The sequence below is a fragment of the Streptomyces sp. NPDC002520 genome (genome assembly GCF_053595235.1).
The window spans coordinates 17,852-37,282 of record NZ_JBSFXG010000061.1; the positions used below are offsets into that span (position 1 = coordinate 17,852).

Sequence of the window (19,431 nt, forward strand, 5' to 3'; positions counted from 1 at the left end):
CTTTGGCCAGGTGCCGCCGGTGTCGGCGGGGAACGTTCATCGGCCCAGTCGTGGACGAAGCACGGGGGTAACAGAGTGGGTTCTGTTGATGACTGTCCAATCTCCTCTGAAGACATCGCGCTGAACGAGGTCGTCCTCGTGCGTGTGGCCGGCCTGAGCCGGTCTTCTCTCAGCGGGTTTCATCACAGTCGCGTCGACGACCTGTTGTCCGATCAGGCGAGGGCGATCAGGGAACTCGCCGAGGCCGCCGAACGAGCCGACGGGGCCCTGTTCCAGGACATCGGCGCGCGCTCAGCGGACCAGCGGGCCGTGCTCGTCGCCGCGCGCCGGGGCGTGCGCCAGGGTGACCTGTCCCAGCGGGCCGCGCAGCAGGCCCTACCGCTCATGTCCGAGTGTGCCGCTGCCGCGTTCCGCTCCTGGACGGCCGCGCGGGAACGGGTGCGCGACCTGGCCGCGCAGCTCAACGAAGCACTGGTGGCCGCCGAGCACGACGATGTGCGACACCTGCGCGGCCTGTGCCTCGACCGGCGGTTCCGGACCGGCCTCAGGGCCACCAGCCGAGACCTGGCCGACACCGCTCAACGGTGGGCCACGGGGCAGACCGGCGCGCCGCAGCGCAAGCGACTTCTCCGGCTCACTCGCATGGCGGCCCGCGCGGGCGCCAAGACGAGCCCGTTCAGTTCCTGGATGGTCACGGTCCCAGCCCGCTGGGGTAGGCCCGGCGGTGAGGTCACAGGAGAGCGGCTGCTCGCCGAGCTGGACGGTGCGGTGGTCGGGGCGCTGACCCGGGCCCTGCACGCCGCGCTGCCGGACGCCGCCGGGCTCGAAGTGCGGGTAAACCCGAGCCTGGTGCGGGTCGAGGGCGGCTGGCTGTTCATCCGTGCCGGGCAGCGGGAGCAGACGGTACGGGTCGCGGCGCACCCGGCGATCGACGAGCTGCTGCGCGCCCTGGCCCCCGGGGACACCGAAGCCGGCCTGGCCGCGCGGGTGACCGGCGGAGCCGGCCTCGTGGGCAAGTGCCTGGCCGCGGGGTTGATCGAACACTGTCTTCCTGTCGCGGACCACCACCCGCGCCCCTGGGCCGCATGGGCCGCGATCGCCGACGCGCGTGGCGCGGCGGACCTGTCCGCGTCGCTCACCGCGCTGGACGCGGCGCTGCACGACGCCGACGCGGACGCGGCACAGGCCGCCGCCGGGCAGGTGGGCCGCCACGTCGGGGCCGAGCTGCCGCCGGTCGAGGTGCACGAGATGTCGGTCGCGGCCGACTGGCCGTACGAACTGCCCGCCCGCCCGGAAGGCGCGGCGCTCGCCGAACTCGACTCCGCGCGGCGGCTGTTGGCGCTGACGGACGTGAAGTTCCCCGCGAAGCTGGCGGCGGCCGAGCACCTGGCCAGGCGGTTCGGCCCGGACTACGAAGTGCCGCTGACCGTCGCCCTGGACAGCCTTGCGCGGGCGGCCCTCGACGCCGATGACGACCTTGGCCGGATCATCGGGCCGACGGCGCCGCCGTGGGGAGCCGACCTGGCGACGTGCGCCGGCGACATGGTGCGGGAGCTCGGCAGCGCGCTGTCCGGTCTCACCGGCGATGTCCTGAGCCTGGCGGCGAAGGGTCCGCTCGCTGTGGACGACGTACGCCGGCTGCTCGACGACTTTCCCTTCGTGCACCCGAACCGGTCGGCCACCTTCTATCTGCAGGAGGCTTTAGAGCCGGGGATCCGCCGGGTGGTGAACGTCGTGCACGGCGGGCACGGCCGCGGTCGGGGCCGTATCGCGACGCAGGCAGGCATCCCTGTCATGGACCTGGTCCCCACGGTCGACGAGGACATCCTGGAGATCGGCGGCCTGCTCGGATCGGCGCTTAACTCGAGGGCGGCCACGGCACCGCGGGAGTTGCAGTACCCCGGTGCCACGACCGGACGACCGCAGGAGCAGCGTCTGCCGATGGCGTCCGTGCGTGTCGTGCCCGGAGCGCACGGCCTGCCCGCGCTCCGGGGCCAGGACGGCCGGGACGTGCGCCTGGTGCACCTGGGCATGGCGGCGGACCTCGCGCTGCCGCCGTTCGTCAGGCTGCTCGAGCAGGTTTTCGGCAGTGCATACCTGATCCACCCGAGCATCGCGGTCTTCACCCCCGCTGCACCCGGGCGTGCGGGGGTGGTGCAGCCCGCCACTCCACGCGTAGCCCTCGGAGAAACCGTGCTGCAGCGGGCGCGATGGCTGCTGCGCCGGGAGGAGTTCCCGGGCGGGGGCGAGCCGCGCGCCTCGCTCCGGGCCTGGCACCAGTGGCTCGCGGCGCACGGCCTGGGCAGCGGCTTCTACCTGCGGGCGTGGAGTTCCGCCGACCACGGTGGGGGCCAGAGCAAGGCGCGCAAGCCGGTGTTCATCGACGTCACCAGTCCGCTGCTGTTCGCGGACGCCGAGAAGATGCTCAGGCAGGCCGAGTACGCGATCGTCGAAGAGTGTCTGCCCGATCCGCTGGCCGGGGCGGGACACGTGACCGAGTACGCGGTCGAGGTCGGAGTGCGCCGGTGACGACCTGGACGTCTTGGCACGTGCACCAGCACCAGGGGCAGGACCGGCTGCTGGCCGAGGCGGTCACGCCTCTGATCCGGGCCGTACGCGCCGACGGGCTCGCCGACCGGGCGTTCGTCCTGCGTTACTGGGACGGGGGCCCGCACGTGCGGCTACGCCTGCGCGCGCCGTCGGACACGGCCCTGGCGGCGTTGGAGTCCCGGGTGCCGACCGAACTGCGCCGCTGGTGCCGGGAGCATCCGTCCGAGCGGGCGATGGGGCACGAGGAGTACGCGCTGCTGCGAGCCCGGATCGGCGACCCCGCTTCGGCCGCCGAACTGGTCCCGGACGGCTCGGTCGTAGCGGCGACCTACGTCCCGGAGCACCAACGGTACGGCCATGGCGCGGCGTTGGCGGCTTGCGAGGAGCACTTCGACGACAGCACACGGATCGCCCTGGACGTGCTCGCCGCGAACCCCGCGGCCGCGGCCCGGGACTCGCTGGTCGTACTGATCCTGGCCAGCTTCCTCGCGGCACGCGGGAGCCGGACCGGCGTCGGCTGGGCCCGGCGCGTCCAGGCGGCCGGCCTGCCGGCTGCCGCGCGGCTCGACCTGTCCCGGGTGATGTCTTTGCTGGAGCGGCCCCCCTCGTCGGCCGTGCACTTCACCCGGTCACTCGAGCAGCTCGAGGCCGCGCTGCGCACATCGGGCGACGACTACCGCCCGCCGGCCGTCGGGTTCGGCGGGGTGGCGTTCGAGACCACCGGGGCCCGGGATCCGATCGCGACGCTCGACATCTGCATCCACCTCTTTGCGAACCGAATAGGAGTCACCATGCCCACGGAGCTGACGCTGCGCGCGTCACTCGCGCAGGCTCTGCTCGCCGACCCGAAGGCGGACGCGTGAGCGGAGCGCAGGAGCAGACCGGGACGCTCGTCGGCCGCGAAGTCGCCAACTGGCAGGGGCTGTTCGCCTACCACGAAGAGGACCGGTGGAACGCCTTGCTCCTGGGGCCGCTATGGGAGTGCGCCCAGCTGGCGGAGACGGCGGGCTGCCGGTTCCGGCTCACCCGGGAGTGGCAGCGGGGGCCGCATCTGCGCCTGGGCGTGCGCGGCCCGGCCGACGCCGCGGCCACAGTGCGCGCACGGATCGACGAGCGTCTGCACGAGGTGCTGCGCACCCGCCCGTCGACACGGATCGTGACGCTCGCGGAGGTCCAGGACCGTGCGCAGCGGATCGCCGACCGTGCCGGGGTCGAACTGCACCAGGACTGGCTGGCGGACAACTCGCTCACCTGGACGGCCCAGGACGCGGCCGGGGCGGGGGGCGCAGAACCGGCCCTACAGGCACTGCTGGAGAACTTCCACTACGCGGCGACGGTGCCGGCACTGCGGCTGCTGCGCGCGGCACCGCCGCAGCGGCTCGGGCCCGCCTGCGCCGACCTGATGGCGGTGACCGCCCAGGAGTTCGGCCAGGGCGGACTGGCCTCGGCCGCACTGTCCTTCCGATCGCACGCCGAGGCGTATCTGAACCTCGAAGCCGCGGCAGACCTCCGCACGGTCTGGGACGCCGCCGCCCGCCGCTCGGCACCGGCGCTGCGCCGCCGACTGCACACGGTGGCAGCCGGCCCGGACATGCCCGCGTACGCCCGGGACTGGCTCGCGGCGATCACCCCGGTGGTCCGGGCCGCACAGCAGGCGCAGCACCGCGGCGAACTCGCCCTGCCCACGGCGGCCGGCGGTTTCAGCGGCGATCTGACCGAGCGCAGCCCCTTCCACCGTGAGCTGGCCGCCTCGGCCGGGTGGGAGGAGCTGAGCACCTCCGACTGGTTCGCGGTCTATCGCTTCGCGATCAACCTGCTCTACCTCCAGCTCTCCCGGCTGGGCGTGCCAGCGGTCGCCCGGTACCGGCTGTGCCACCTGGTGGCCACGGCCCTGGACGAACGCGAAGACCCGACGACGACCACCAAGGAAGGCGAATCGTGATTCGGGCACACGACATGGCCGCAGACCGGACCGAACGACTGAGGTCGGGCGTGTTCACCACCGAACGCGACGGACGCACCCACCTCATGGCCTGGCCGCACCACATCAGCCTGCCCACCGGCCACCGGACGGCCGAGGCGATCGCCCGCCTGGCCGGCACCGGGCAGCCGGCCGGCGCGGACGACCAGGCCACCGAGCAACTGCGCCGCGAAGGCTGGCTCGACGAGGAGTTCAGCGACGACCGCGGGGTCGCGTTCGTGGTGCGGCCGCTGCGCGCCCGCGAGCCGGTGCCCGCCGCCGGCGCGCGGCTCGACCTCTCCCGGTTCGCGGTCATCCGGGCCGAGGCCGGTGCTCTGCTCCTGGAATCGCCCCTGGCCAGCGCCGAGATCACGATCCATCGGCGGGAGCTGCTGGCCGCCGCGCTCGACCCCGCGACCGACTCGGCTACCGCACCCGGCGGGCTCGCGGCCGCCCTGCGCGAGCAGCTGCTCGCAACCGGCTTCCTGGCCGACCCGGACGGCGAGCAGGCACAGGAGCTGCGCTACCGCCAATGGGCACCCCACGAGCTGCTGTTCCACGACCGCAGCCGGCTCGGCTACCGCGGCTACGTCGGCGACGGGTTCGGCGGCACATGGTGGGGCCGCGCGGCCGGCCTCGAGCCGGAGCCGGCTGCCCCGCCGCCCTACCCGGGGCCGCGCGTCGGGCTTGCCGTACCGGATGTGACGGACCGCCGGCTGAGCGAGGGCTCGTACTTCGAGGTCACCGAGCGGCGCGTGTCCGAGCGGGTGCACGACGACGAGTCGCCGATCTCGGTGGAGCAGCTCGGCGAGCTGCTGTACCGCACGGCGCGGGTGCGGCGGGTACACGAGGAGGACGGGGTCGAGTTCGTGAGCTCCCCGCGCCCTTCCGGCGGATCGGTGTACGAGCTCGAGCTCTATCCGGTGGTCACCCGGTGCTCGGGCCTGGACAGCGGCCTGTACCACTACGACGCGCACCGGCATGAACTCGAGCTGGTGCGGCCGGTGAACCACTACGCGGTACGCCGGATGCTGCGGGTCGCCTCGCAGGGATCGACCACCGGCGCCGTCCCGCAGGTGCTGCTGGTCGTGGCGGCACGGGTCGGCCGGGTGATGTGGAAGTACGAGGGCATGGGCTACGCGGTGGTACTCAAGAACACGGGGGTGCTCTACCACGCGCTCGCCGGCACGTGCACCGCCATGGGACTGGCCGGCTGCCCGCTCGGCACGGACGACGCGGTCGCCTTCACCGAGGCCACCGGCCGCGACCCGCTCGTCGAGTGCAGCGTGGGCCAGTTCATCGTGGGATCCAGCCCCCGGCGGCACGAGGAGCAGAGCCGATGAACACGATCAGGCGGATGAACGCCTACACCATCGACCACGAGGGCAGGACGTACGGGCTGTCCGAGTCCGGACCACTGGAGCTGTCTACCGGGCTGTCCGCCTGGATCCGCCTGGTGTCCTCCTGGGTCGACCAGGGCCGGGACGTCGAGCAGGCGGCCGACGACATGGGCGGCGCGCATGCCCGCCAGGCCCGCCGCGTACGGGACGCGATGGTGTCCGTCGGAGTCCTACGGCACGTCGACGCGCCCGGTGAGGTGACGTTCGTGGGCGAGAGCGCGGAACTGGTCCGAGCGGTGGAGCGCAGCGCACCTGGCCTGCCGGCCGTCGTCCTGGGCGCCGGACCGCTGCACGGCGACTGGTTCGAGGAGGTCCGGGCCGCGGCCAGAGCGGGCCGGGCGGGCGTCGTGCTGTTCACCGAGAGCGCCGCGGTGGTCGCCGGGCCGATGGGCGCCGAACAGCTTGAGGAGGTCGTGACCGCCCTGCGCTGCGGTGACCTCGCTGACGGGCGGCCCGACCCGGCCGCGGCCCGGACGGCCGCGGCGCAGCTGGTCCGGCGCGCCGCCCTCGGCTCCGGCGATGCCTGGAGCGGCGTCACGGTCTCCCGGGAGGAGACCACGTCCTGGCGGACGATGCCGCACCCGTGGCGGCCGGCGCCGCCCGGCCCGGCAGCCGGGCCGTTCGACGAGCGGCTGATGGCGGCGATCGACCCCGTCCACGGCGTCGTACGCGAGATCGGTGAGGACGACCTGCCCCAGGTGCCCCGGCACCTGGCGCGAGCCCGGGTCGCCGGCCGGGCCGCCGTACGGCCGCTGGACCTGGACGTCGTGGCGGACGGCTCGGACTACGGGCAGGCCCGGCGGCGGGCCGTACTCGCCGCCATGGCGCTGTACCTCGAGTCGGCCCTCGACCCGCGCGCGGTGGTCGACGCCGCCGGGGAGCGCGTCCTCGGCGACACCAGCGACCTGAGCGCGCTGCGCGCCGCGACTGACCGCATCGCCGCCGACCCCGGACGCCACTTCCTGCCCGCCCACCGCGTGGCCGACGACGGACCGGCGCTGGTCCCGGTCGGCCGGGCGCGGCGCTGCGACGCGAGCGCCGGACCGGCCCTCGGCACCGCGGCGGCCGAAGCACGCGACGACGCGCTCGCCACAGCGCTGCTCGACGTCCTCGAGTCCTGGGCGGTGGAGGCGACGGGTCCCATTCTGCGCGTCCTCGACGGGGAGCAACTCCCCGCCGAAGTACGCGAAGCGCTCGACCAGTTACGGGTGAGCGATCACGAGAGCTGGCTGGGGGTGCTGCCGGACAGCGCCGTCCCGACCGCGGTGGCGACCACCCGCCACGGCACCGCCTACGCCTGCGGCACCAGCCACGCCGCCGCGGCGGTCCGCGCGACGGAGCAGGCCGTGCTCGCCGACCAGGTGCTGATGCACGGTCGCGCCGACCTCGCACCACGGACCTGGGCGCCGGCGCTGCCCCGGCCGGACCGGGCGGCCGGCCTGCCCGACGGGGCGGCACTCACGCTCGCGGACCTGCGCCGCGCCGTGGCGCTGCGCGCACCGGACGCCGTCGTGACCGACCTCGACCACGACCCAGGCATCGTCCGACTCGGAATATCGGCAGTGAAGGTGGTAGTGGATCGATGACGGGGACGTTGACGAACACCGGCCGTGAACAGGCAGTGCTGCCAGGGCTGTTGGCGCGCACCCTGCCCGACGCGCTGGCCCACCTGGGCGTCGAGGTCCGGGCGAGCGACACCTGGCGCCTCCCGGCGGACGGCCCGGTCGACCGCCCCTGGCTGAGTGTGCACACCGAGGTCGGACAGGTGATCGTCGGGCCGCTGACCCGACCGGGCGTACCGGGCTGCCCGCACTGCCTCGCCCTGCGGCGGCAGCGGGTCGACGCGAGCAGGCCATGGCTCGCCCCACTGCGCGAGGAGCATGCCGCCCGGCTGGAACTCGACGTGCCGCAGCTGCTCGACGAACTCGCCGCCGAGGTGGTGGCCGACGCGGCAGCCGCGCTGGTGGCGGACGAGCCGGCCCGCCAGGAGGGGCCGCGCCTGGTGGCGGTGATCGATCTGGCCACTCTGGAAACGCGTCGTCACCGCTTTCTGCCCGATCCCTTCTGCCCGCACTGCGGGGTGCTGCCCGAGGACTCGGCGGCCGGCGCCCAGCGCGTCCCGCGGCCCGCACCGAAGATCACGCCATTCGGGTCCCGCACCCGGGACGTCCTGGCCGAGTTCGAGACCATCCGCGAACTGTACGTGGACCCGTTCAGCGGCCTGATCCGGCGCACCGACCGCGGTGCGGAGGGCGGCCTGGTGATGTCGGGCGCGTCGATGCCGCTGCGGTTCGACAACCTGGCCGAGCCCGGTTACGGCCGCAGCCGCGACTACCGGACCAGCGAACTGACTGCGATCCTCGAAGCCCTGGAGCGTTACGGCGGTGTGGCCCCGGGGGGATTGCAGACCTCCGTGCGGGGCACCTGGCGCGAACTCGCGCCGCACGCCGTGCACCCCGACGTGTTCGGTCACCACCCCGACGAGAGCTACGACGACCCCACTTTCCGCTACCGCAGATTCGATCCCGACCGGCCGCTGTGGTGGGTGTGGGCGCACTCGTTCACCACCAACAGCGCCCGTCTCGTGCCCGAGGCCCTGGCGTACTACTACTGCCACCGGCTGCGCGGCGACGATCCGGTCTCCTACTACGAGGTGTCCAACGGCTGTGCCCTCGGCTCCTCCTGGGAGGAGGCAACGCTGCACGGCCTCATGGAGACGGTCGAACGGGACGCGTTCCTGTGCACGTGGTACACCCGCACCGTCCCGCCGACGATCGACCTGGACTCCTGCCACGACCCACGCGTGCCCCTCCAGGCGGGCGCGATCAGCTCGAACACCGGGTACCGCATCCACGCCTTCGACATCACCACGGATTACGGGATTCCGGCGGTCTGGGTGATGGCCGCGCATCCGGACCGGGAGGGCCCCGCGCTGCTGTGCACCGCGGGAGCCGGCCTTGACCCGGAGCGGGCGCTGCTGAACGCGCTGAACGAACTCGGTCCGATCCTCAGCGACGTGATCCGGCGCTACACGTCTGAGGCTGACCGGGCCGGGGAGATGGTGCTCGATCCGTACAAGGTCGTCACCATGCCGGACCACTCCGCGCTCTACGCGCACCCTCAGGCCGCGCACCGGCTCGACTTCCTGTTCGGGGGCCCGACCATCGGCATCGACGAGGTCGGCGGCCCGGACCGGCTGCGCCCGCACCGCGACGACCTCACAGTGGACCTGCAGGCCGCCGCCGAGCGTGTCGGCGAGGTGCTGGTGGTCGACCAGACCACGCCCGAGCACCGGGTCGGCGGCTTCACCTGCGTCAAGGTGCTCGTCCCGGGGGCGGTACCGATGACCTTCGGCTACCGCAACAGGCGGATCGACGGGCTGCCGCGGCTACTGAGCCTGCCACGACGGCTGGGTCGGCTCGGCGCAGACCTGACCCGGGCACAGCTGAACACCGACCCCCACCCGTTCCCGTGATGGCGGCCCCGATGGCCGGATTCCCGGCCCTGACCGAACTCGACGGCGTGGGGTGGACCCGGCTGCTTCGCTGGCTCGCCGACGCGCGGCGCGAGGCTCCGGTCCTCGAACTCGCGGGCATGCATCATGTGTTCCGCGCCGAGGACGTGCGCACTGTGCTGTCGGACAGCGAGCTGTTCTCCTCGGACCGGACCCGGCTGATGCCGCCCACCGCGCAACTCGGGCGGGGCAACCTGACCATGATGGATCCGCCGGACCACACCCGGATACGGCGGATCGTCAACCAGGCGTTTACGCCCGCCTCGGTCAGGGGCCTCGCCCCGGCGATCGACGAGATCGCCGGGGAACTCGTGCGCGGCATCACGCCGGACCGGTTCGACCTCGTCCGCGACCTCGCCTATCCGCTGCCGATCCGGGTCATCTCCCGGTTCCTGGGGCTGCCCGAGGAGGAACACGGCCGGTTCCGTACGTGGTCCATCGGGTTCAGCCGCGGCGACGCCGCGCAGATGGACGCGATGCACCGGTACCTGGCCGGTGTGGCGGCGGCGAAGCGGGCGCGGCCGGTGCGCGACCTGATGTCGCGTCTGGCGACCGCCGAGGTGGACGGTGCCCCGGCGACGATCGACGAGGTCGCCTCGCTCAGCGGTCTGATCCTGCTGGCCGGGCACGTCACCACCACGTCGCTGATCGCCGCGGCGATCCACGAACTGTGCGTCCAGCCGGCCTTGGACGCCGAGGTGCGCGCACACGACCGCGTGGAGGACCTGGTTGTGGAGGCGCTGCGCACCCGGCCCGCCTTCGCCCAGGTGACCCGGATCGCGGCCGGGGACGCCACCCTGTCCGGCACCGCCGTTCCGGCCGGCGCGCTGGTCTCGGCGTGGATCCTGTCCGCGAACCACGACCCGCGGCTGAACCCGGACCCGGAACGGTTCCTGCTGGACCGGCCGGCCCGCCGCCACCTGTCTTTCGGGCACGGCGTGCACTACTGCCTCGGCGGCCCGCTGGCCCAGATCGAGGCAGTCGCCGCGGTGCGCGCGGTCCTTTGCCGGTTCGTCCGGCTGACCGTACTCGCCCCCGTGGAGTTCCACCCGTTGCCCACGCTCTCCATCCGGCAGCTCGTGCTCGCAGGGCAGGCCTATGACTCCTGACCTGTTCCCACGACTGCTCAGCGCGGTGCACGCGGTCGCGGCACGGGACAGCACGCTGCTGACCACCCGCACCGGCCTCCACCGCGGCCCGGCCGGGCTGTATCCGCTGCTGCACCGCCTGGCCCCGCTCCTGGACGGCCGGAGGGCCGAGTCCTCGGTCCTGGCCCGGGTGCCGGAGCCGCAGCGTGCCGTGGTCGGCCGCGCCCTGGACCACCTGGAGCGCTGCGGCGCACTGCGCAGGGAGGCCACGGCGCGCCCCGAGGACCTGCCCGACCAGCTGCTCGCCGCCGCCGACCTGGCCGACGACGCGCCCTATGCGCGCTGTGCGGCACTGCTCGCCACCGGGGCCACGGTGCACGCGCCGGCAGACTGGCTGCCGCCGCTGGACAGGAGTCTGCGCCAGCTGTCGGTACGGGCCAAGCTGTCCACCGCGCCCAGTGTCCTGGTCCGGATCGGCACGGTCGAAGTGGCGTTGGCGCCCGACGACGGCTGGATCGTGGAGCCGGTCGGCGAGGTCGAGCGGGCCGTGGCCGCCGCGGCGGTCGCGGCGGAGGCCGTGGCCCGGTTCCTCGGCCGCCCCGCCCGCCCGCTGCCCGCCGCCCGTGCCCTGCCCGGCCTCGACCGCAGCGGCCCGCGCACGAGCGCCGACGCGCCACTGCTGGACCCCTGGCCGACGCCGGAGCAGCTGCGGGCGCTCCTGCTCGACCCGGCCTCGCTGCTGCCCGCGGGCGAGCTCGGGTGTGAACGGCCCGCGGTGGTCCGTCCCCTCGACGCCGAAGAAGGGCCGCGCCTGCCCGACTGGCTGCGCGCACTGCTGTGGAGTGTGCACGTCCCGCTGCGCTGGGAGTCGGGCGACCTCGCGCACTCCGGCGGCTGGGCGCACCGCGGGCTTGCCTCCGCGCGGGGGTTCTACCCGGTCGAGCTCTACCTGGCGACGGACACGGGCGCCTGGTACGTCGAGCCCGGGGACCTGCGGCTGGTCCCGGTGTCCCGGCCCGCACCGGCGGTGCTGGGCCCCCCTTTTACCGTGGTGCTGACGGTGCGCGAGAGCAAGGTCTCCTACCGCTACCACCGGTACGCGACCCGGCTGTGCCTCCAGGAGGCGGGCCTGGCCCTGGCGGCGCTGGGTGACGCGGCCCGAGACGCGGGCATCGCGGCCGACGAGGTCGTCGAGCTGGGCGAGCGAGGCCGGAGCGGGTCCTGGGGCGAGCTGCTCGACCTGGGTCCGGACGAGCGGCAGGTCGGCCGGGTCACGCTGGACCCGCCGCAGCATGCCCTCGCCCCGTCGGCGTTCGCCCGGCATCTGACGCTGGTACGGCAACGACACTCCGGGCACCGGGTGTTCAACGCCCTGGGCGCCGACCGGGTCGGCCGGCTCGGGTCGCTGACCGCCGAGCTGGCCGCGAGCGTCGACGAAAGGCTCAGCTCGTTCCTGGTCGTGCACCGGCCCTGCCTCGATGCCGTGGGCGGCCGCTGGCAACCTGGGTGCTACCAAGTCTGCGAGCAGGGGCTGGTGTTGGTCAGATCAGGCCTGGAGGCCACGGAGCAGCTCCAGCGCGGGCAGGACCCGATGGGCTGGCTCGCCCCGGACTACCTCAGCGCCTCGGCGACGGTGATCGTCGCGGCCCCGGTCGACGAGGCCACAGTCGGCCTGCGGCGGCTGCACGAAGTCACCGCCGCGGCGGCCCGGGTCGCGCACCGGGTCCTTTTGGGTGCGGCGGCGGCCGGGGCCGCCGGGCGGATCCACAACAGTCTGCGCGCCGACGTACTCGCCGCGGTGACCGGGGACGAACGGCTCGCTCCGCTGTTCCAGCTGATCGTCGGCTCCCCAGGCCCTGACGGGACCATCACCATCGACGTTGCCGAGGAGGAGTTCAAGGCGTTCAGCAGTACGAAAATCACCACACTCGCGGGGGAAACACGATGTTGATCACTGCTCTACAGAACACCGTCCAGCCGCTCGGCAACGCGACGACCGACCCGTTGCGGTCCGGGCAGGCGGGTGACGACCGATGTACCCGCTCCGCCCGGGTCCTCGACGCCATGGTCGATCTCGTGCTGCGCATCGGGTATCCGAAGATCAGCGTCCAGGACGTCGCCGAGCACGCGGGCATCGGCAAGGGCACGGTGTACACGCACTGGAACAGCAAAGAGGACATCATCGACGACGTACTGGTCCGGGAGTTCGACGAGATCCACGAGCAGTTCCTCGCACACCTGGCGCGCGACCGCCGACTCGCCGGCCTGCCCGGCGCCAGCTGCGTGCTGTACCGCCTGGTCATGGCGAACCCGATGTTGCGGGCCTACAACACCAGCGACGCACGTCTGTTGGGCACGCACGTGGCGGGACAGACGAACCCGGACGCCCTCGGTATCTCGCTTGTGTCGGTCCTGACGCGGCTGCCGTATCTGGAGTTGCTGCGGGACAACGGCCTGATCGTCGAGGCGGTCTGCTCCCAGGAGGGACAGCTGTCCATCGAGGCCGTCGTCAGCGGATTCGTCGCCCGCCTGGGCGTCGCGGAGGACTCGGAACAGGCCAGGATCTCCTCCCGTCTGATGGCGACGGTGCTGCGCCGCGCGTTCGAACCCGTCGGCCCGCCGGAGCCGGCGCGCCAGGACCGGGCGATACAGGCGCTGCTGGCCGCCCGCCCGCTGCGGTCCGGGACGTCGATGCGGGCGGCCGGGGCGCGCAGGACGGGCGAGCGATGACCCTGCGGGTGCCGGACTGGGCCCCAGCCCTCTACGAATCCCTGCATCGCAGCCCTGAACTCGGATTCGAGGAGCACCGCACCGCCGCCCTCCTCGCCGAAGTGCTCGGCCGCGAGGGCTTCACGGTGACCCGCGGGATCGGCGGCACCGGCCTGGTGGCGGTGCTCGACCGCGGCCCCGGTCCCGTCGTCGCGGCACGCGCGGAGCTGGACGCCCTGCCGCTGCGGGAACGCACCGGCAAGGCCTTCGCCAGCGAGGTCGACGGCGTGATGCACGCCTGCGGCCACGATCTGCATCTGGCGGCACTCGCCGGGGCGGCCGCACAGCTGGCGGCCCGTCCGGACCTGCCGCCCGGCCGGATCGTCCTCATCCTGCAGCCGGCGGAGGAACTCGGCACCGGCGCCGCCAGGATGGTCGAGGACGGCCTGGCCGAAGCCGTCCCACGCCCCGACCTCCTGCTCAGCCAGCATGTCTCGGCCATGGCACCGGTCGGCGTGCTCGTCTCCACACCCGGTACGGCGCTGGCCGCCACGGACACGCTCACGGTCACGGCAGACGCCCGGGGCGGGCACACCGGCTCACCGGACTCTGGCCCCGATCCGGTGCTGTTCGCCGCAAGCCTCACCCAGCGGCTGCACACCGTGGTGGGCCGTGACGTGCCCCCGTTCGAGCAGGCCGTGGTGTCCGTGCCCGGGATCGTGGCACCGTCCGCACCGGGCCTGCGCGCGCCCTGCGCCACTGTCACCGTCAATGTCCGCACCTTCGAGGAACGGGTGCGGGAGACGATCCTCGGCCGCGTCGATGCACTGGTGCGGGCGGAGGCCGCCGTCGCCGGACTCGTCTTCGGCGGCGACGTCCGGCTGACCCATGACACGCACGTTCCCCGGGTGGAGAACACGGCGCGGGTCCGCGACAGCCTGGCCGCGGTCCACGAGAGCCGACTGTCCGTACGCCACCTCACCGTCCCACCCGCGCTCGCCTCGGACGATGTCAGTGTCCTCGTCCGGGTCTTCGGCTGCCCCGCCGTGTACTGGTTCGTCGGATCCGGCGAGCCCGGCGGACGACTCGGCCCGGTGCGACCCGCGTGCCACACCGACGAGTACCTTCCCCACCCGGCGGCCCTCGCCGTCGCCACCGCCGCGATGCGTGAGGCATTGCTGGCCGGGCTGGCCGGCTACCTGTCCGAGCCGGCCGGTCAAGCAGATGCACCACGCCTGTCCGTCTGATGGACCGTCGGGTAATTGATAAGGCGCTCACGGTGAGTCGCCCGGGTGGGCGCCGGGCATGAGGACGGGCCCCGGGATGATCACGTAGTGCGTGCCAGTGTGAGAGGGCAGTATGAGGGTTGATGCCTGATTCGCCGCTTCGTCCGGGGTGAGCGGACAGGTCATGGCGACGCCAGGCGGCCTACGGCCGCGGCTGGGTGAACAAGCCCTGCTACAAGCGCCCCACCGCACGAGTCCGGCAGTTGGAGAAGCGCTTGCCGACCGAGCTCGGCGAGCGCGTCTGGTCCGTGACCGGGTTCGCGGCACCCACCGATATCGATCAACTCCAGCGGCGCATCACGATGCTGGAGCAGGAATTCGCCGACAAGCATGGTGAACTCGAAGAGAGAACCGAGGAGCTCGAGGCGGCCCGAGCCGCCAACCGGGAACTGACCAGGGCTCTGAATCACACGGGATGACCACAGCGGGCGGCCGAACCTCTCGGCCGCCCGCTGCATCGCACGATGGCTACTGCTCCTCGGTCATGCTCAACCAGCGCCAGATCGTCGCCCAGACCCGCTTGCCGGCACCGACGCCAACGCCCTTCGCAACGCACGCTGCGGCTTCATGGGCTACAGCCCCACCGAGGCCTGAACCGCTCTGTCGAGCGGCAAATTCCACTGGCGGCCAGCCAGCGAATGAACCTCGGAAGTCGGCTCCACCGCGAGGACTGGCCGCTTCTCGGTCTGTCGGCGCTCGTTCTTCTTCGGTACAGACGCCGGTACAGGCCGCTCGCGGCGGTCTTCTCGTCGGCATCCGATTGGTGGTTCTTCGTACACCAGGCGACCGTCTGCCGCCAGGTGAGCCCGTGCGGCGGCAGCGGATCGGTGAACATCAGGCAGGCGTGCGCGTTGCGGACGATCTCCACGTCGTTGTTCACCGCGTCCCGCAGCACGAGCTCCGGCTTCTCGCCGTCGATGGCCCGCCGGTCCTTTGCGGAACCGGCTCTGGTACTCCAGCTCCTGCAGTTCCTCCAGCGCGTCCCTCGTCGGGCCGAGGATCTGCTCGACGCAGTTTCGGCGAGCCTGCCAGCTGCCGCTCATGCCGTTCTCACGCCAGTAGATGCCGAAACCGCGCGGACCGTCGAACGTGCGAAACGGCCACGTCGGCGCCTTGAGGGCGAGACGTTCAAGGACGGCGCGGTGTGTCTTGACGACGACGGGCACGGTGCCGTCGTACAGGAGCCGGGTCAGCGCGATGGCCACGGTCAGGTCGGTGTGACCGTCTGGCACGCCGCACCGCAGCGACTCGATCAGCCAGACGTCGAGCACCCACGGCTCGCCCCACCCGTCGCCCCTGCTGAAGAACGCCCCCAGATCCACGCCCACCCCCGTCTTCCCGGACATCGTCGGCTCTGGACGGCGCGGCCACCAGAGGGCGTACAGGTACGGGCTCTTCGGTGCCTGCGGACCGGTGCCCTGGGCTCGAAATCCGTTTCAAGATTTTTGCCGCACTGAACACCGCCACCGGCGAGGTGATCGGCCAGATCCACCGTCGGTACCGCGCCATGGAGTTCAAGAAGTTCCTCGCCCGGATCGACAAGGAGGTGCCGGACGGGCTGGACGTGCATCTGATCTGCGACAATGCCTCGACGCACAAGACCCCCGCCATCCAGCGATGGCTGACCGCGCATCCCCCACTTCCACGTGCACTTCACCCCCACCAGCTCCTCCTGGCTCAACAGGTCGAGCGGTGGTTCGCCCTGCTGACGAGCAAGCACATACGGCGAGGCGTCCACAAGAACGTCCAGGCCCTGGAGAGGGACATCCGTACCTGGATCAAGACCTGGAACGAAGACCCGAAACCCTTCGTCTGGACGAAGACCGCGGCCGAGATCTTTGAACGCCTCGCAGGATATCTGAACCGAATCTATGACTCAGGACACTGGGCGCCGCAGCAGGCCGGTGGTACTTCGGCAGTGACGTGACCGTCGCGGGTCAGTTCCTCGACGACCTTCGCCTTGTTCGCCTTCGCGACCCGGGCGACGACCTCGGGCTGGCGCAGCATGCTGCGGGCCGCTGATACGGAAGTTTCGGGCGGGTGGTCCTCTCGGGGCGATGGGGCTCGGACGGGCGCGGGGAGGGTCGTCAAGCCAGCACGACTTTATTCACCTTTCCGTGGCGACTGCCCTGGCGGGCTATCGGGCAGCCTCGTTCTAGCGATACGGGCAACTCGTCATATGTCGCCTGTGTCAATGAAAAGGAGAATTTGATGGGTGGTCAGTCCATTCGGAGGGCTGCGATATCGGTTGTGCTGGCTGGTGGCGCTGTGGTGGGGGCCGTGGCCGCCGCTCCGGCAGCGCAGGCCGCTGTGCCGGCTGAGGCCGGCTACCGCTACCAGGCGACGGCGGGGCACGTGGTCTCTCAGGTGCCGCTGAACGTGCGCTACGGTCCCGGCACCAGGCACGGAATCGTCGGCAGTCTCGACAGCGGCAGCCGTGTGTGGATCGCGTGCAAGGCCGACGGCGCCAGCGTCCACGGCAACTACCGCTGGTACAAGCTCGCCGGCCGGGGCGGCTGGGTCTCGGCTCGCTACGTGAACAACAGGGGCTTCGTGCCCTGGTGCGCCGGCTGACCTGACGCCCCGCGTTGCACCCCGCCAGCACCCGGGTGGACGGACGCCGCCTTGCGGGCGGGGCGCAACCTGCCCACACCGCCGGTGACATCCGCGGCAGGCGAGCGTGATCCGCCGACCGGCCGAGGTCGCGCCGTCACTGCGTCAGGAAGGTGCGTCCTGGTGGGCGGCACCTGGTGTGCCGGGCCGCTGTCTGCGAATGCAGACGGCAATCCGATGCAACCGGTGCCAAAGCCCGGATCTGAGCAGTCAGTGCCGTGGACATCCATTCGAGGCGCTGCGCGCACCCGGAACAAGAAGGGGGACAGCATGCCGAACGTGACGCGGCGCACGCTACTGAGTGCGGCGGGCGTTCTCGGCGGGGGAGCGGCGTTGTCGATGCTGCCATTGAGCGTGCGCAGGGTGGTGGCGGCCGGACCGACAGGCGGCGGTTCGCTGGCGGACGTCGAGCACGTGGTCCTGCTCATGCAGGAGAACCGCTCTTTCGATCACTACTTCGGAACTCTGGCCGGGGTGCGGGGATTCGACGACCCTGACGCGCTGCGACTTGGCACCGGCCGGTCGGTGCTCTTCCAGCCGGATGGGGACCACCCCGACGGCTATCTGCTGCCGTTCCATCTGGACACCCGTAGAACCAGCGCGCAGGCAATCGGGTCGACCAGCCACACTCGTAGGGTGCAGCACCAGGCGTGGAACGGCGGCAGGATGGACCAGTGGCTGCCCGCGCACCGGGCCGCGGACGGCGCACGCGGTCCGTACGTCATGGGCTACTTCACGCGCCAGGACATACCGTTCCACTTCGCGCTGGCCGAAACGTTCACTGTCTGCGACCACTACTTCTGCTCGGTGATGGGTCCGACCTGGCCCAACCGCATGTACTGGATGACCGGCACCATCGATGCCGCAGGCAGGCATGGCGGCCCGGTCCTGGACAACACCGCCCCGGCCGGCGGTTACACCTGGACGACCTATGCCGAACGTCTGCATGCGGCCGGCGTCAGCTGGAGGGTCTACCAGCAGAGCGACAACAACGGCTGCAACATGCTCGCGCAGTTCGCCCGGTTCCGTAAAACCAAGGCCGGCGACCCGCTGTACGACAACGGCATGGCCTTCAGGCCCACGGGAACCTTCGAGGACGACGCTCGCAACGACCGTCTGCCCACGGTCTCGTGGATCATCGCTCCCGCGGCTCAGTCCGAGCATCCCCATTACCTTCCGGCCGCGGGCGCCGACTTCGTCGCCTCCAAGATCGAGGCGATCGCCTCCAACCCGAAGGTATGGGCCAAGACCGCCTTCATCCTCAACTACGACGAGAACGACGGCCTGTTCGACCACGTGCCACCGCCCACACCCGCTTCAGGCACTGCGGACGAGTTTGTCGCCGGCCTGCCGATCGGCGCGGGCTTCAGAGTGCCGTGCATCATCATCTCGCCCTGGACGATGGGCGGCCGGGTCGCAGGCGAGATCTTCGACCACACCTCCTGCCTGCGATTCCTTGAACGGGTCACCGGAGTCAGGGAACCCAATATCAGCGATTGGCGCCGCCGCACCTTCGGCGACCTCGCCTCGGTCTTCGCCTTCCCCCACCCGAACCCGAACCCGTGGCGCCGCCCGCTGTCCGCCGTGGTCCCGGTGCTCGGCCGCGAGCAGCCCGCACCCCCGCCGCCGCGACTACCGGACACTGCCGAACAGCTCAACCAGGCCAAGCGGCAGGCCGGCGCCCTGCCCGCACCCACCGTTCCTGGCCCCGGTCGGCAGATCCCGCCCCGGCAAGAACCCGGCAGCCACCGACAGCGCTGAGTGTGAGGCCTGCATACCTGCCAGCCCTCCGGCAGCGGACGGTTCTGCCACTCGGCGACCGCGTCTTTGACGAAGCCGTGCAGGCCCGCGGACTGGTGCCAGGGGTCGCCACCGGTGACATGGATTCGCTCGACCGAGGCCCGGGACCGTCGCGTACACCGTGGAAGGGATCTCTGCCACGCTTGCGTAGTCCAGGTCCAGCCGGGTGGTCCCGCCGCTTTACACCAGGACACCGGTCGCGGTGTCGAAGAACGCCATGTGCCGCACAGACTGCTGGAATTGGGCGCTTTCGACAGCAGGTTCGGCTCCACCTTGAACCAGCGGTCGCCGTCCCGCCGGCCGGCATCGACGGCAGTGCCCTCTGCCGCCACCGCAGCGCGCAAATCCGGAGTCGCCAGGAATCGGTCAGTCAGACCGGCGTCCAGGTCGGCGACTTCGGCAATCTGCCGCAGCAGGGTCATGTCCCCTGTAGTGGTGTAACCGCGTCGGGGGGATCTTCGGTCGTGGGGTAGATCGAGTCCATGCCGCCTTTGGGGAGGTAGCTGCGGGG

The 19,431-nt window shown here is 71.9% G+C and carries 15 protein-coding genes and 1 pseudogene; 14 read left to right on the plus strand and 2 right to left on the minus strand.

Going from position 1 to position 19,431, the window contains the following annotated elements; all coding sequences use genetic code 11:
* Positions 1-204 precede the first annotated feature (204 nt).
* The 11 genes from ACWD5D_RS42590 to ACWD5D_RS42640 all read left to right on the plus strand — a co-directional run bounded on the left by ACWD5D_RS42590 (position 205) and on the right by ACWD5D_RS42640 (position 14,926).
* Entirely contained in the window at positions 205-2,529 is a 2,325-nt protein-coding gene (locus ACWD5D_RS42590; RefSeq protein ID WP_451378136.1) for a lantibiotic dehydratase, read from the plus strand.
* The gene (locus ACWD5D_RS42595; RefSeq protein WP_451378137.1) at positions 2,526-3,413 is read left to right on the plus strand and encodes a lantibiotic dehydratase C-terminal domain-containing protein; all 888 of its coding nucleotides are present in this window, start codon (positions 2,526-2,528) and stop codon (positions 3,411-3,413) included. Before ACWD5D_RS42590 ends, ACWD5D_RS42595 begins: the two co-directional genes overlap by 4 nt.
* Positions 3,410-4,492, plus strand: a complete 1,083-nt coding sequence (locus ACWD5D_RS42600) for a lantibiotic dehydratase C-terminal domain-containing protein (RefSeq protein WP_451378138.1) — start codon at positions 3,410-3,412, stop codon at positions 4,490-4,492. Before ACWD5D_RS42595 ends, ACWD5D_RS42600 begins: the two co-directional genes overlap by 4 nt.
* Positions 4,489-5,853, plus strand: a complete 1,365-nt coding sequence (locus tag ACWD5D_RS42605) for a SagB family peptide dehydrogenase (protein ID WP_451378139.1) — start codon at positions 4,489-4,491, stop codon at positions 5,851-5,853. The genes ACWD5D_RS42600 and ACWD5D_RS42605 overlap by 4 nt, the downstream gene beginning before the upstream one ends.
* The gene (locus ACWD5D_RS42610) at positions 5,850-7,496 is read left to right on the plus strand and encodes a hypothetical protein (protein WP_451378140.1); all 1,647 of its coding nucleotides are present in this window, start codon (positions 5,850-5,852) and stop codon (positions 7,494-7,496) included. The genes ACWD5D_RS42605 and ACWD5D_RS42610 overlap by 4 nt, the downstream gene beginning before the upstream one ends.
* Complete coding sequence (locus ACWD5D_RS42615; RefSeq protein ID WP_451378141.1) at positions 7,493-9,385, plus strand: TOMM precursor leader peptide-binding protein; 1,893 nt, start codon at positions 7,493-7,495, stop codon at positions 9,383-9,385. Before ACWD5D_RS42610 ends, ACWD5D_RS42615 begins: the two co-directional genes overlap by 4 nt.
* Positions 9,385-10,533: a cytochrome P450 gene (locus tag ACWD5D_RS42620; RefSeq protein ID WP_451378142.1), complete on the plus strand. Its 1,149-nt coding sequence runs from the start codon at positions 9,385-9,387 to the stop codon at positions 10,531-10,533. Before ACWD5D_RS42615 ends, ACWD5D_RS42620 begins: the two co-directional genes overlap by 1 nt.
* The gene (locus ACWD5D_RS42625; RefSeq protein ID WP_451378143.1) at positions 10,523-12,463 is read left to right on the plus strand and encodes a hypothetical protein; all 1,941 of its coding nucleotides are present in this window, start codon (positions 10,523-10,525) and stop codon (positions 12,461-12,463) included. The genes ACWD5D_RS42620 and ACWD5D_RS42625 overlap by 11 nt, the downstream gene beginning before the upstream one ends.
* Positions 12,457-13,242 carry a TetR/AcrR family transcriptional regulator gene (locus ACWD5D_RS42630; RefSeq protein ID WP_451378144.1) on the plus strand — a complete coding sequence of 262 codons (786 nt, stop codon included), beginning with the start codon at positions 12,457-12,459 and terminating at the stop codon, positions 13,240-13,242. Before ACWD5D_RS42625 ends, ACWD5D_RS42630 begins: the two co-directional genes overlap by 7 nt.
* Positions 13,239-14,468 (plus strand): amidohydrolase, encoded by a 1,230-nt coding sequence (locus tag ACWD5D_RS42635; RefSeq protein WP_451378145.1) that lies wholly within the window; start codon positions 13,239-13,241, stop codon positions 14,466-14,468. The genes ACWD5D_RS42630 and ACWD5D_RS42635 overlap by 4 nt, the downstream gene beginning before the upstream one ends.
* Positions 14,469-14,722: 254 nt before the next feature.
* Positions 14,723-14,926 carry a hypothetical protein gene (locus ACWD5D_RS42640; RefSeq protein ID WP_451378146.1) on the plus strand — a complete coding sequence of 68 codons (204 nt, stop codon included), beginning with the start codon at positions 14,723-14,725 and terminating at the stop codon, positions 14,924-14,926.
* Between the two features lie 153 nt (positions 14,927-15,079).
* On the opposite strand, the gene ACWD5D_RS42645 is transcribed toward ACWD5D_RS42640, so the two are convergent.
* Positions 15,080-15,835 carry a hypothetical protein gene (locus ACWD5D_RS42645; protein WP_451378147.1) on the minus strand — a complete coding sequence of 252 codons (756 nt, stop codon included), beginning with the start codon at positions 15,833-15,835 and terminating at the stop codon, positions 15,080-15,082.
* Positions 15,836-15,906: 71 nt separating this feature from the next.
* On the opposite strand from ACWD5D_RS42645, the pseudogene ACWD5D_RS42650 reads away from it, so the two are divergent.
* A pseudogene (locus ACWD5D_RS42650) lies at positions 15,907-16,434 on the plus strand (IS630 family transposase).
* On the opposite strand, the gene ACWD5D_RS42655 reads toward ACWD5D_RS42650, so the two are convergent.
* Positions 16,377-16,514 carry a hypothetical protein gene (locus ACWD5D_RS42655; protein ID WP_451378148.1) on the minus strand — a complete coding sequence of 46 codons (138 nt, stop codon included), beginning with the start codon at positions 16,512-16,514 and terminating at the stop codon, positions 16,377-16,379. The pseudogene ACWD5D_RS42650 and the gene ACWD5D_RS42655 sit on opposite strands and share 58 nt — an antisense overlap.
* A 273-nt stretch (positions 16,515-16,787) precedes the next feature.
* On the opposite strand from ACWD5D_RS42655, the gene ACWD5D_RS42660 reads away from it, so the two are divergent.
* Both ACWD5D_RS42660 and ACWD5D_RS42665 read left to right on the plus strand, forming a co-directional pair.
* A complete protein-coding gene (locus ACWD5D_RS42660; RefSeq protein ID WP_451378149.1) occupies positions 16,788-17,081 on the plus strand; it encodes an SH3 domain-containing protein in 294 nt (97 codons plus the stop codon).
* A 309-nt stretch (positions 17,082-17,390) separates the two neighbouring features.
* On the plus strand, positions 17,391-18,881 hold the full coding sequence (locus ACWD5D_RS42665) for an alkaline phosphatase family protein (protein WP_451378151.1): 1,491 nt from the start codon (positions 17,391-17,393) through the stop codon (positions 18,879-18,881).
* Positions 18,882-19,431: the final 550 nt, after the last annotated feature.

Bases quoted from the DNA above. Each gene is read 5' to 3' on its own strand.
- ACWD5D_RS42610 (WP_451378140.1), top strand. From the start codon at position 5,850: ATGAACACGATCAGGCGGATGAACGCCTACACCATCGACCACGAGGGC.
- ACWD5D_RS42615 (WP_451378141.1), top strand. From the start codon at position 7,493: ATGACGGGGACGTTGACGAACACCGGCCGTGAACAGGCAGTGCTGCCA.
- ACWD5D_RS42620 (WP_451378142.1), top strand. From the start codon at position 9,385: ATGGCGGCCCCGATGGCCGGATTCCCGGCCCTGACCGAACTCGACGGC.
- ACWD5D_RS42625 (WP_451378143.1), top strand. From the start codon at position 10,523: ATGACTCCTGACCTGTTCCCACGACTGCTCAGCGCGGTGCACGCGGTC.
- ACWD5D_RS42630 (WP_451378144.1), top strand. From the start codon at position 12,457: ATGTTGATCACTGCTCTACAGAACACCGTCCAGCCGCTCGGCAACGCG.
- ACWD5D_RS42635 (WP_451378145.1), top strand. From the start codon at position 13,239: ATGACCCTGCGGGTGCCGGACTGGGCCCCAGCCCTCTACGAATCCCTG.
- ACWD5D_RS42655 (WP_451378148.1), bottom strand. From the start codon at position 16,514: ATGCTGCGCCAGCCCGAGGTCGTCGCCCGGGTCGCGAAGGCGAACAAG.
- ACWD5D_RS42665 (WP_451378151.1), top strand. From the start codon at position 17,391: ATGCCGAACGTGACGCGGCGCACGCTACTGAGTGCGGCGGGCGTTCTC.